Raw genomic sequence first — 12762 nt, forward strand, 5'->3', positions numbered from 1 at the left:
CTAGAGCGTGTCGGACAAGCCGCGGCCCACGCGAAGGCAAACGCAGGATGAGCGCGATCGGTATCAGGGGTGATGATGATGTTGGAGGCCTCGCCCGGAATCGAACCGGGGTGCAAGGATTTGCAGTCCTCTGCGTAACCACTCCGCCACGAGGCCTTCCGGCGAAAGCGGCGCAGGCCGCTTCAGCGAGAGCGCAATAACCACAAGCCGTCGCGCGCCGCAACCCGCCATCGCATCTTCCACAGCGGGGGCGACAAATCTGTTTGGCTGGCTCGCAAGGGGCTTGCGCTGCCGGGAATGCCCCGCTATGACGCCGCCACGTTGTTCCCGGATAGCTCAGCGGTAGAGCAATCGACTGTTAATCGATTGGTCGCAGGTTCGAATCCTGCTCCGGGAGCCAGCTCACCCCCCAAAATTCCCAGGTGCAGGCGGTGCTTCGCAGTCTTGCTGCGATGCAAGGCGCGCTTGCCTTTTGCTCCCGGGTCGAACACAAAGCTGCCGTGAACGGCGCCGAGGCGGCTGGACGCAAGCTGCCCCTCGCAGCCGACGCTTGCCGGTGACAGCGCAGACGGAGAGTTCAGGGTTATGGACGATTTCAGCGGGCTGCGCCGCAACATGGTCGATTGCCAGTTGCGCACCTATGACATCACCGACCGCGCTGTGCTGGCAGCGGCGGATTCGGTGCCGCGCGAGGCCTTCGTCCCCAAGAATTTCGCTCATCTCGCCTATCTCGATCAGTCCATCGCTCTGCCCGGCACCGGCCGCGCGCTGATGACGCCGATGGTGATCGTCCGGATGATCCAGCTGCTTGAACTGCAGCCCGGCGATGATGCGCTCGAATACGGCGGCGGCTCCGGCTACGGCGCCGCGCTGATGGCCCATATGGGTGCGAAGACGACGCTCTGGGAGCCCGATGCTCCGGCCCGCGCGCTCTCCGAGAGCGCCCTGCGGGCAGCGGGCGCCGGAGAGGTTTCGATCGTCGCGACGCAACCCAGCCGCGAATCATTCGATGCGATTCTGGTGAGCGGCGCCTGCGAGATGCAGCCGGAGTCGCTTTTTCCCTTGCTCCGCGCTGATGGGCGGTTGATCGTGGTCGAAGGGACAGGGCGTTCCGCCCGCGTCAAGCTCTATCGGAAATCCTCGGATATCGTCGCCGGACGCCCCGTATTCGATGCCGCGGCTCCCGAATTATCCGAATTCCGTCGCCCGGAAGCATTCGTATTCTGAGTGCATCTGTTTCTTAACGGAGGTGTCGCATTTTTGTGGCAGGTTCCTAGGGAAATGCTCCCGACGTCGACCGCGCGTTGGCGCATTGCGTCAGGAAGGGTATGACATTGAGACTTATGCCGAGGCTGGGGCGATGCCTGGGCGCGACTTCAGTGCGCACAAGAGGCGTCCAGTGAAAAGACGATACGACAAGATTTACGGGTTCGGGCTCTCCGCCGTCATCGCTTTGGCGATGTCCGGGGGCTGGGCTCTGCCGGCAGCGGCCCAGACGATGGATTCGGCGCTGGCGCGGGCCTACTCCGGAAATCCGACCCTGAATTCCCAGCGCGCCGCAGTGCGGGCGACCGACGAGAACGTTCCCCAGGCCCTTTCTGGTTATCGCCCCAGGATCACCGCTTCCGCCGACATCGGCGCGAGCATCGTCGATTCCAATCTTCCGGGATCGCCCAATTCGACGAGCCGGCTGGCGCCCCGCGGTGCCGGCGTTCAGGTCACGCAGAACATCTTCGACTCCGGCAGGACCCGCAACACGGTGAGCCAGTCCGAATCGCAGGTGCTCGGCGCGCGAGCCACGCTGCGCAATACCGAGCAGAACGTCCTGCTCGATGCCGCGACGTCCTACATGAACGTCCTGCGCGACACGGCCATCCTCAATCTGAACCGGAACAACGTCGAGGTTCTGGAAGAGCAGCTGCGCCAGACGCGGGACCGGTTTCAGGTCGGCGAAGTGACGCGCACCGACGTCGCGCAGGCTGAAGCCCGGCTTTCCCAGGCTCAGTCGCAGGCGATTCTCGCCGAATCGAATCTCAAGACCTCGGTGGCGCGCTTTCGCCAGAATATCGGCGTCGAACCGCGTCAGCTCGCACCCGGCCGTCCGATCGAGAATCTCCTGCCGAAGTCCCTGTCGGTGGCGTTGACCGGTGCGCTGAGCAATCACCCGGCCATCATCGCCGCGCTGCACGGTGTCGATGCGGCCGAGCTGCAGGTAAAGGTGACGGAATCGGATCTCTATCCGACCTTCGGCGTGACCGGTACCGTCCAGCAGCGCTACGACAGCACGCTCTTCGGCGACAATCGTCTGTCGGCGAGCATCGTCGGCGCGCTGACGATCCCGATCTACGAGGGCGGCCAGGTTTATGCCCGGACGCGTCAGGCCAAGGAAACGGCCGGCCAGCGCCGCATCGATGTCGATACCCAGCGCGATACCGTCCGCGCCGCCGTCGTTTCCGCCTGGGGCGGGCTGGATGCGGCCAAAGCGCAGATCGTGGCCGCACAGGCCCAGGTCGAAGCGGCTTCCACCGCGCTCGCCGGCGTGCGCGAAGAGGCGAAGGTCGGCCAGCGCACCACGCTCGACGTCCTGAACGCCCAGCAGGAGCTGGTCATCGCTCGCTCGACCCTGGTGACGGCACAGCGCGACCGCGTCGTGGCTTCCTATGCCGTCCTCTCCGCCATCGGCAGGCTGTCCTCGCAGACACTAAAGCTCAAGGCAGAGACCTACGACGCCCGCCAGCACTACGACCAGGTCAAGGGCCTGTGGTGGGGCACCCAGACACCCGACGGCCGCTGAGGCGATCCATCGAGCACTGATCGCGGCTGGCACGCGCCAGCCGCCAGGGCCGGCGCATTCAGGCAACAGCGCCGATTTCTCCTGTGGGAGAGCCGGTCCTTGCCTTGTCTGACCCGCGAGTCGTGGAATACTCCGCTCTCGGAGCAGCGTTGATTCCATTGGCGCGCCCGGTGTCCAACGGTCAGGCCTTCATGAGCGCGCAAGCCAAGCCCAGCGAACCGTCGATGGAGGAGATTCTCGCCTCCATTCGCCGGATCATTTCGGATGACGAGGCGAAACCGGGCGAAGCAGCCGCTCCGGCTCCTGAAGCCGCCCCCGAGCCGGAACCGCTGGCGGCAATCGACGACGACGTGCTCGACCTCGGTGCCGAAGCGGCTTTGATCGCCGCCCCGGTGCCGGCACCCGAGCCGCAGCCGGAGCCTGCTCCATCGCAGGTCGAAATTTCCGACGAGTCCGACGTCGCCTTCGTCGAGGAACCGCCGGTCATCGCTGCGGCCGCGCCGCCTCCGCCAGCGCCGGAGCCCATTCCGGCCGCGCCCGCGCAGATGACATCCGCTGCTCCGGCCGTCGACATGGCGAGCCTTTTGTCGGATCAGGCAAGCTCGGTGGTGACGAACGCCTTCGGCCAGCTCGCCAGCACCGTGCTCAGCAACAATGCCCGGACGCTGGAAGACCTCGTCAAGGACATGCTGAAGCCGATGCTGAAGACATGGCTCGACGACAATCTGCCGACGATGGTGGAACGCCTCGTCCGCGCCGAGATCGAACGGGTCGCACGAGGCGGGCGGAGCTAAGTCCGCCCGCGCCGACAGGACCCAGTCAGCCGTTGCTAGCCGCGCGGCTTCCACGTCCCGCGCCTCTGCGGCTGGCGGCAGCCAGCGCCGGGCGTCGCGCGCGCGCCGGGCGTGTCGTCCGCGCTCGCGGCGCTTCCCAGCTGTCGAAGGCGCCGGCTTCCCTGAGTGATTTCAACCCGTAGCCGAGCATCGCGAAAGCGGTCGCGGGGGCGCCCAGCCGCGAGACCAGCATCGTCAGGCCGACAGCGACCGGACGCGGATAGCGCCCGGAAGCAGCCTCGACGGCAAACCAGGCCCCGAGACCGTGAACAATGAGTTTCAGCATGGTTCTTCCCGTTTATCAGTGAGTTACAGAGAAACCTTGCGGTTCTCGCCGAATTCGAGCTTCGCTCCGGTCAGGGCCGCAGCGGCCATCTTGACGGTGGTGACGATCTTGCCGGGGCTGTCCCAGAATTCCGCCATCGCCGGTCGCACGCGCAGGACGCGGATATCGGGATCGTTCTCGTCGTCCCAGAAGGCCTTGTTGCTCGGCTCCCACAGCTCCTGAACGAGGGCGCGGTCGTCGACCACGGTCGCAGTCCCGCTGATCGACAGGTAGCGGTGCCCGCTCGTATCGGAAAAGGCGAGGCAGACATTTTCGTTGATCTGGATCTCGTCATCCTTGTGATGGCGGCGATCCGTGAGGAAGTAGATCGTGTCGTCCTCGCGCTTGCCATGGGCGTGCATGGGGCGCGCACGAAGCTCGTCGCCATTGCCGTCATGGGTCACGAGCATGGCGAACTTGATCGCGTCGATGAGGCTCCAGACCCGGTCCTGATCACTGTGAGACATGCCGATTCTCCTGTTGCAGTCGTTGTCGATGCAACGGATCGCCGGACGGCAAGTTCCCTGCCGCTGCTGGGAAGAAGTCAGGGAACAACCGGCCCGCTCGCGCGTAAGGTGTGACGCGCTTTGCAGCCGCCTGCGCATCGCGCTTTCATTCGCCGTTTTTCCGCTCCGGGGGATCTGCCATGGCCAAGCCTGCCGCCAAGACACTTGCTACCAAGACGCCTGCCAACAAGACCGCGCCGAAGACATCCGCATCCACGCGGATCGTGAAATCGAGCAAAATCGATCTGGCTTCGAACACCAAAACGAAGGTCGTCGGCCTGCTCAACGAACGGTTGGCTGACGGTATCGATCTGGCGCTGGTCACCAAGCAGGCGCACTGGAATCTGAAGGGCCCTGGCTTCATCGGCGTCCACTTGATGCTCGACGGCTTTCGCGACCAGCTCGACGAGCATGTCGACACCGTCGCCGAGCGTATCGCCCAGCTTGGCGGCATTGCGTTCGGCACCACGCAGACGACGGCGGAATCGACCTCCCTCAAAGCCTACCCGACCGAGATCGTCGCCGTTCAGGACCACCTCAACGCGCTGATCGAGCGCTATGCCGACGCCGCCAACAAGGTTCGCGAGGCGATAGACGCCTGCGACGAAGCGGGCGATGCCGATACTGCCGACATCCTGACGGCCTATTCGCGCATGCTCGACAAGTCGCTCTGGTTCCTGCAGTCGAACCTGGGTTGRGGCGGCTTTCTCGCGAGGCGCTGCGGCGCGCGGCATCGAAAACGTTGACGCGCGCCCCGCGCATGGGCTCTTAAGACGCCAGAGACCTTTTGGCCTGTGATTTTCCGGCCGGGGCAGGTTCCCCGGCCTTTCTGCGTTCGAGCGATGCGATGATGGACAAGACTTTCGAACCGGCAGCCGTCGAGGCCCGGATCAGCCAGGCCTGGGACGAGGCTGAGGCCTTCAAGGCAGGCAGGGGCGCTGAACCCGGCGCCGAGCCTTATTGCATCGTCATCCCGCCGCCGAACGTCACCGGCTCGCTCCATATGGGCCACGCGCTCAACAACACGCTGCAGGACGTGCTCTGCCGCTTCGAGCGCATGCGCGGCAAGGATGTGCTCTGGCAGCCCGGCATGGACCATGCCGGCATCGCCACGCAGATGGTCGTCGAGCGCAAGCTTGCCGGCGAGAACAAGACCGACCGGCGCACCATGGGCCGCGAGGCTTTCCTCGAGGAAGTCTGGCGCTGGAAGGACGAATCCGGCGGAACCATCGTCAACCAGCTTCGCCGCCTCGGCGCCTCCTGCGACTGGTCCCGCGAGCGCTTCACCATGGACGAGGGGCTGTCGGCCGCAGTCCTTAAGGTCTTCGTCGGCCTGCACAAGCAGGGGCTGATTTACCGCGCCAAGCGGCTGGTGAACTGGGATCCGAAGTTCCAGACCGCGATCTCGGATATCGAGGTGCTGCAGGTCGAGAAGACCGGCTCGTTCAAATGGCAGCGCGGCGACGAAGAACCTTTCGATGCGGCCAAGCTCGACAAGGCGCTGGGCCGCGATCCGAACGGCCATCTCTACTACTTCAACTACCCCCTCGAAGGCGCGACCTATGACCCGGACGACGCCTCGACGTTCATCACGGTCGCGACCAGCCGGCCCGAGACCATGCTGGGTGACACCGGCGTCGCCGTGCATCCGGAAAACGAGAAGATCGGCCACCTGATCGGCCGCAATGCCGTTCTGCCGCTGGTCGGCCGGGTGATCCCGATCTTCGGTGACGACTATGCCGATCCCGAAAAAGGCACTGGGGCGGTCAAGATCACGCCGGCGCATGATTTCAACGACTTCGAGGTCGGCAAGCGTCACCAGCTCGACATCATCAATATCCTCGATGGCGAGGCGCGGGTCACGCTCGCTGGCAACGAGGACTTCCTGGCCAGCGCCAAGCCGGAAGCCGAGACGCTGGCGCTCGACGGGCTCGACCGCTTCGCGGCGCGCCGCCGCGTCGTCGCTCTGATGGCCGAGCGCGGGTTCCTCGCGAAGATCGAGCCGCATGGACATACCGTCCCGCATGGCGACCGCTCCGATGTCGTGATCGAGCCGTGGCTGACCGATCAATGGTATGTCGACGTCAAGCCGCTGGCCGAGCGCTCGATCAAGGCGGTCCGTGACGGCCGCACGAAATTCACGCCCGAGAACTGGACGAAGGTCTTCTACGACTGGCTCGAGAACATCGAACCCTGGTGCGTCTCGCGCCAGCTCTGGTGGGGCCACCAGATCCCGGCATGGTACGGGCCGGACGGGGAGGTCTTCGTCGCCGAATCGGAGGCGGGCGCGCAGGCGCTGGCGGTCGGCCATTATGGCGGGCCGGTCGAGCTGAAGCGTGACGAGGACGTCCTCGACACCTGGTTCTCCTCGGCGCTCTGGCCGTTCTCGACGCTGGGCTGGCCCGAGGATACCGCCGAGCTCAGGCACTATTACCCGACCGCGACGCTGGTCACCGGCTTCGACATCATCTTCTTCTGGGTCGCCCGGATGATGATGATGGGCCTCAACTTCATGGACGAGGTGCCGTTCCGCGAGGTTTACCTGCACGCCATCGTTCGCGACGAGAAGGGCGCGAAGATGTCGAAGTCGAAGGGCAACGTCATCGATCCGCTGGTGCTCGTCGACAAGTACGGGGCGGACGCGCTGCGCTTCACCCTCGCGGCGATGGCAGCTCAAGGGCGCGACATCAAGCTCGCCACCTCGCGCGTCGAGGGCTACCGCAACTTCGCGACCAAGATCTGGAACGCCGCGCGCTTCGCCGAGATCAATGGCTGCCTGCGCGCCGCCGATTTCGACCCGGCGTCGGTGAAGCAGCCGCTCAACCGCTGGATCCTCAGCGAAGCCGCGCAAGCCGCCGAGGAGATCGCGGCCGGCATCCCCAGCTTCAAGTTCAACGAGGCGGCAGGCGGCGCCTATCGCTTCGTCTGGAACCAGTTCTGCGACTGGTATCTCGAGCTTGCCAAGCCGGTGCTGCAGGGCGAGGGCGTCGATGAGGCCGCAAAGGCCGAGACGCAGGCCACCGTCGCCTATGTCATCGACCTGATCTGCCAGCTGCTGCATCCCTTCATGCCCTTCCTGACCGAGGAGCTCTGGGCCCAGAAGGCCGAGGCCGGCGCGCCCCGCAAACTCTCCGCCGGCGATGATGCACTGGTCTGCCTGACGCGCTGGCCCGATCTCGCGGTGCTGAAGGATTCGGCGGCGGAGGCCGAGATCGGCTTCGTCGTCGACCTGATCTCCGACATCCGTTCGGTCCGCTCGGAGGTCAATGTGCCCGCGGGCACGCAGGCTCCGCTCGTCCTCGTCAATGCCTCCGCCGCGACGCGGGCGACGATCGAGAGCTGGCGGCCGATGATCGAGCGGCTGGCGCGCGTTTCCGACATTGCGTTCGAGACGGCCGCGCCGGGACAGTCGGCGCAGATTCTCGTGCGTGGCGAGGTCGCGGCGCTGCCGCTCGCCGGCCTGATCGATCTCGACGCCGAGCGCTCCCGCCTGAGCAAGGAGCTCGCAAAGCTCGACCAGGACATCGCGGTCGTCGAGAAGAAGCTCGGCAACCCCGATTTCATGGCCCGCGCGCCCGAGGAGATCGTCGAGGAGAACCGCGAGCGCAAGGCTGCGGCGGAAACCCGCAAGCTCAAGATCGCGGAGGCTCTGACGCGGCTTTCCTGACCGGGTATCGCAATCCGGTCACGGCGGCGTCGTCAAATTGCCGTTGATCGAAGAGAGGACTCGCATTCTCTGGCGGACCCCGCTTAGATGCGCCCGACGCAAATCCGCCATGCATCTGCGTGGCGGCAAAGGACCGGCTGTTCACGACCCATGCTCAAGCGAGCCTATGACTGGTGCGTTTCCTACGCATCCCATCCAGGTGCCCCCTGGCTGCTTTTCGCGCTCACTTTCGTCGAGAGTTCGTTCAGCCCGCTGCCGCCGATCCCGCTGCTGCTGCCGATGTGCATTGCGCGGCCGGATCGGGCCTGGTTCTACGCCGGCATCTGTTCGCTGGGTGCCGTCCTCGGCGGCTATCTCGGCTACGCGATCGGCGCTCTGCTCTACGAGTCGCTGGGGTCCTGGCTGATCAGCCTCTATGGCTTGCAGGACAAGGCGGCCCATCTGATCGCGACCTCGCAGGACTACTGGTTCTGGGTGCTGGTCACCAAGGGGCTGACGCCGATTCCGTTCAAGATCGTCACGATCATGTCGGGCTTCCTGCACTTCGATATCTGGAAGTTCACCATCGGCATGGTCGTCTCGCGCGTCACCTTCTTCATGATGATCGCAGTGGCTCTCCGCTTCTATGGCGACGACATCCGCATCTTCATCGAGAAGCATCTGCCGATGACGGCGCTCGCGCTTCTCGTGGTTATCGTCGGTGGCTTCTTCGTCCTGCCGATGGTGCTGTGAGCGGCGGATTCATGGCATGCGCCTCGCGTGTTTGTGACATCGACGCAACACTGGAATGAGAACGGCGTAGCGCGCCGTCCATGCGGTCACAATCGCCGCGAAGCCGCCACAAACAACGCCCAGCAAAAGGGCGCGTTAAGTCCCTCAGATATAGTGAAATCTGACCTTGACGCGCCGGTTCGGAGACGGTTCCGGTCGTTGACGGGTTCTCGGGGGCGTAGATTGCTCCTGGCTTGCATGGCGTGGCACATCTCTGCGCCGGGCTAGGTCGGGGGACAGGACGAGTGGCAATGGATGCGCGTGTGTTCGACAAGTCGAGGCTGCCGAGCCGGCATGTGAGCGTCGGCCCCGCCAAGGCCCCGCACCGCTCCTACTATTATGCGATGGGCATGACCGCGAAGCAGATCGCGCAGCCCTTCGTAGGCGTCGCCTCCTGCTGGAACGAAGCGGCTCCCTGCAACATCTCGCTGATGCGCCAGGCCCAGGCGGTGAAGAAGGGCGTCGCGTCCGCCGCCGGCACGCCGCGCGAATTCTGCACCATCACCGTCACCGACGGCATCGCCATGGGCCACCAGGGCATGAAGTCGTCGCTGGCCTCGCGCGAGGTCATCGCGGACTCGGTCGAGCTGACCATGCGCGGCCATTGCTACGACGCCCTCGTCGGCCTCGCCGGCTGCGACAAGTCGCTGCCGGGCATGATGATGGCGATGGTCCGTCTCAACGTGCCCTCGATCTTCATCTATGGCGGCTCGATCCTGCCCGGCACCTTCAAGGGCCGCCCTGTGACCGTGCAGGACGTCTTCGAGGCGGTCGGCAAGCATTCGGTCGGCGCGATGTCCGACGAGGACCTGAAGGAGCTCGAGGAGGCTGCGTGCCCCTCCGCTGGCTCCTGCGGCGCCCAGTTCACCGCCAACACCATGGCAACGGTCGCCGAAGCGATCGGCCTGGCGCTGCCCTATAGCTGCGGCGCGCCGGCGCCCTACGACGTCCGCGACACCTTCTGCTACACCGCCGGCGAGATGGTGATGGAGTTGATCGCCCGGAACATCCGCCCGCGCGACATCGTCACCCGCAAGGCGCTGGAGAACGCCGCGATGGTCGTCGCCGCCACCGGCGGCTCGACCAATGGCGCGCTGCACCTGCCGGCGATCGCCCATGAATGCGGCATCGACTTCGACCTTTTCGAAGTCGCCGAGATCTTCAAGAGGACGCCCTATATCGCCGACCTCAAGCCGGGCGGAAAATACGTCGCCAAGGACATGTTCGAGGTCGGCGGCATCCCGCTGGTGATGAAGAGCCTGCTCGATGCCGGCTACCTCCACGGCGACTGCCTGACCGTGACCGGCCGTACCATCGCCGAGAACATGGCCTCGGTGAAGTGGAACGACCAGCAGGATGTCGTCTATCGCGCCGACAAGCCGATCACGGTGACCGGCGGCGTCGTCGGCCTGCAGGGCAATCTCGCCCCGGAAGGCGCGATCGTGAAGATCGCCGGCATGCCCGAGGACCAGCTCGTCTTTACCGGCCCGGCACGCTGCTTCGACCGCGAGGAGGACGCCTTCGAGGCCGTCAGGAACCGGACCTACGAGGTCGGCGACGTGCTCGTCATCCGCTATGAGGGCCCCAAGGGTGGCCCCGGCATGCGCGAGATGCTGTCGACCACCGCAGCCCTTTACGGCCAGGGCATGGGCGACAAGGTCGCGCTCATCACCGACGGCCGTTTCTCGGGCGCCACGCGCGGTTTCTGCGTCGGCCATGTCGGGCCGGAGGCCGCTGTCGGCGGGCCGATCGGCCTGATCCGCGACGGGGATATCATCGAGCTCGATGCCATCACAGGAAAGCTCGCAGTCCGCCTTTCTGATGCCGAACTTGAAGAGCGTCGTAAGAGCTGGGTGCCGAGGAAGACCGACTACAATTCCGGAGCGCTGTGGAAATACGCGCAGACGGTCGGCTCCGCCAAAGGCGGTGCCGTCACCCACCCAGGAGGGGCGGCCGAAACCCATTGCTATGCGGATATCTAGCTCGACCATAGCATGCCTGTTCCTGTTCCTCGGCGGCCAGCAAGCTGCCTGGGCGCAGGATTTCGCAGGCGGAAAGCCGGTGCCGCCGCGCTCCATCCCGGGCGCTGCGCTGCCGGAGCCGGGCGATTCCCTCTCGCGTGCTCCCGGGGCCGCAACGCTCGCTCCCGCTCCCGATACGCCCACGGCGCACACCGCGCTGCCGCTCGTTCCCTTCAGCAGCGCCCGCGATGCGTTGCGCGCCTGGATGCGCGATTCCTCGGCCGGCGATAAGGTCGGCGCCGTGCGCGCGCTCGAATACGCGGCCTCCCAGGGCCATCTCACCGCGCAGTACAAGCTCGGCCGGATGTATGCTGGAGGTGAAGGCGTTCCGACGAACGATCTCAAGGCCTTCGAGTATTTTTCGAAGATCGCGGACGAGAACGCCGACGCCATTCCCGGCACCGCCGACGGCCGCATCGTCGGCAGCGCCTTCGTCGCGCTCGGCGGTTATTTCAGCGACGGCATCAAGGGCAGCTATGTGAAGCCCAATCCCGACCGGGCCTTCGACATGTTCCACTACGCCGCCTCCTATTTCGGCGACCCGGACGGCCAGTACAATCTCGCCCGTCTCTACATGACGGGGCAGGGCACGGGTCGCGATGCGCGGCAGGCGGCGCGCTGGATGAAGCTCGCGGCCGAGAAGGGCCATGCGCCGGCCCGCGCCGCTTTCGGCGAGATGCTGCTGCGTGGCGGCGACGGCGTGCCCCGGCAGCCTGTGCTTGGCCTGATGTGGCTGGCCATGGCCCGCGAAGGCGCGGACCCCGCTCGCGAAACCTGGATCATCGAGCGCCACGACGCGGCCTTTGCCGCTGCATCGGCGGCCGATCGTTCGGCTGCGCTGGCGCTGGTCGAGCGTCAGCAGGTTGTGAGCTCGCGTAGCGGCAGTAGCAACAACGGCCAGAACTGAGCGCAGCCGCGGTCCTTGGCGACCGCGCGGTGCGCCTCAGTGCAGTTCCACCATCACAGGCACATGGTCCGACGGCTTCTCCCAGCCGCGGACATGCTTGACGATCTGGACCCCTGCGAGCCTGTCCGCCGCCTGGGGGGAGAGCAGCAGGTGGTCGATGCGGATGCCGTTGTTCCGCTGCCAGGCGCCGGCCTGGTAATCCCAGAAGGTGTAGAGCCCGCCGGCATCGGTGGTGCTGCGAACGGCCTCGGTCAGTCCGAGATTGATCAGGCCGCGGAAGGCCGCGCGCGTCTGCGGCAGGAAAAGCGCGTCGCTGACCCAGGCACCGGGATCGCGCGCATCGCGTGGCTCGGGAATCACGTTATAGTCGCCGGCGAGCACGAGCGGCTCCTCCTGCTCCAGCAGCATGCGGGCATGGGCCGTCAGCCGCCGCATCCAGCCGAGCTTGTAGGGGTATTTCTCTGTGTTCGGCGGGTTGCCGTTCGGCAGGTAGATCGAGGCCAGGCGCACCACGCCGTCACCGAGCGGCAGCACGCCTTCGAGATAGCGCGCCTGTTCGTCGCCATCATCGCCGGGCAGGCCGCGCCGGACGTCTTCCAGCCGCGACCGGCTGAGGATCGCGACGCCGTTGAAGGTCTTCTGCCCGTGGGTCTCGACCTGCCAGCCGGCAGCCTCGATCTCGGCGCGCGGGAAATCGCCGTCCACGCATTTGATCTCCTGGAGGCAGAGCGCGTCGGGCTCGGCTTCCCTGAGGAAATCCAGCAGATGGCCGAGGCGCTGGCGGACCGAATTGACGTTCCAGGTGGCGATACGCACGAGACGCTCCGATGTGAGACGGCCGCAGGATAAGCGGGATTGCCGCTGCCAAGGCAAGCCGCTTTCCGCCGCAAACGAAAACTCCCCGCATCGCTGCGGGGAGCCATTGATTCTCGATCGGA

Annotated in this window: 11 protein-coding genes and 2 tRNA genes; 9 read left to right on the forward strand and 4 right to left on the reverse strand. The window is 65.6% G+C overall.

Features of this window, described 5'->3' with window-relative positions; all coding sequences use genetic code 11:
* Positions 1-82: 82 nt before the first annotated feature.
* Positions 83-156 (reverse strand) — tRNA-Cys (locus tag AC1DVA_RS03000).
* 169 nt (positions 157-325) lie between these two features.
* Here AC1DVA_RS03000 and AC1DVA_RS03005 point away from each other — a divergent pair.
* From AC1DVA_RS03005 to AC1DVA_RS03020, 4 genes are all read left to right on the forward strand, one after another.
* Positions 326-400 (forward strand) — tRNA-Asn (locus AC1DVA_RS03005).
* 185 nt (positions 401-585) lie between these two features.
* Positions 586-1227, forward strand: a complete 642-nt coding sequence (locus AC1DVA_RS03010; RefSeq protein WP_476804922.1) for a protein-L-isoaspartate O-methyltransferase family protein — start codon at positions 586-588, stop codon at positions 1225-1227.
* Positions 1172-2794, forward strand: coding sequence for a TolC family outer membrane protein (locus tag AC1DVA_RS03015; RefSeq protein WP_476804923.1), 1623 nt, complete (start codon positions 1172-1174; stop codon positions 2792-2794). Before AC1DVA_RS03010 ends, AC1DVA_RS03015 begins: the two co-directional genes overlap by 56 nt.
* A gap of 191 nt (positions 2795-2985) precedes the next feature.
* Positions 2986-3588: a PopZ family protein gene (locus AC1DVA_RS03020; RefSeq protein ID WP_265053386.1), complete on the forward strand. Its 603-nt coding sequence runs from the start codon at positions 2986-2988 to the stop codon at positions 3586-3588.
* 25 nt (positions 3589-3613) lie between these two features.
* Here AC1DVA_RS03020 and AC1DVA_RS03025 read toward each other — a convergent pair whose 3' ends face one another.
* Together AC1DVA_RS03025 and AC1DVA_RS03030 are read right to left on the reverse strand one after the other, a co-directional pair.
* On the reverse strand, positions 3614-3913 hold the full coding sequence (locus tag AC1DVA_RS03025) for a hypothetical protein (protein ID WP_265053387.1): 300 nt from the start codon (positions 3911-3913) through the stop codon (positions 3614-3616).
* Between the two features lie 23 nt (positions 3914-3936).
* Positions 3937-4419: a pyridoxamine 5'-phosphate oxidase family protein gene (locus AC1DVA_RS03030; protein WP_265053388.1), complete on the reverse strand. Its 483-nt coding sequence runs from the start codon at positions 4417-4419 to the stop codon at positions 3937-3939.
* A 179-nt stretch (positions 4420-4598) separates the two neighbouring features.
* On the opposite strand from AC1DVA_RS03030, the gene dps reads away from it, so the two are divergent.
* The 5 genes from dps (at position 4599) to AC1DVA_RS03055 (ending at position 11824) form a co-directional block, all read left to right on the forward strand.
* Complete coding sequence (gene dps, locus AC1DVA_RS03035; protein ID WP_476804924.1) at positions 4599-5204, forward strand: DNA starvation/stationary phase protection protein Dps; 606 nt, start codon at positions 4599-4601, stop codon at positions 5202-5204.
* 101 nt (positions 5205-5305) lie between these two features.
* Entirely contained in the window at positions 5306-8125 is a 2820-nt protein-coding gene (locus AC1DVA_RS03040) for a valine--tRNA ligase (RefSeq protein WP_476804925.1), read from the forward strand.
* 150 nt (positions 8126-8275) lie between these two features.
* The gene (locus tag AC1DVA_RS03045; RefSeq protein ID WP_476804926.1) at positions 8276-8857 is read left to right on the forward strand and encodes a YqaA family protein; all 582 of its coding nucleotides are present in this window, start codon (positions 8276-8278) and stop codon (positions 8855-8857) included.
* Between the two features lie 290 nt (positions 8858-9147).
* Positions 9148-10878, forward strand: a complete 1731-nt coding sequence (ilvD, locus tag AC1DVA_RS03050) for a dihydroxy-acid dehydratase (protein ID WP_476804927.1) — start codon at positions 9148-9150, stop codon at positions 10876-10878.
* Positions 10865-11824: a tetratricopeptide repeat protein gene (locus AC1DVA_RS03055; RefSeq protein ID WP_265053392.1), complete on the forward strand. Its 960-nt coding sequence runs from the start codon at positions 10865-10867 to the stop codon at positions 11822-11824. Before ilvD ends, AC1DVA_RS03055 begins: the two co-directional genes overlap by 14 nt.
* Positions 11825-11860: 36 nt before the next feature.
* On the opposite strand, the gene xth is transcribed toward AC1DVA_RS03055, so the two are convergent.
* Positions 11861-12640, reverse strand: coding sequence for an exodeoxyribonuclease III (gene xth / locus AC1DVA_RS03060; RefSeq protein WP_476804928.1), 780 nt, complete (start codon positions 12638-12640; stop codon positions 11861-11863).
* Positions 12641-12762 lie beyond the last annotated feature (122 nt).

This window comes from Allobosea sp. P4_C6, assembly GCF_056402015.1.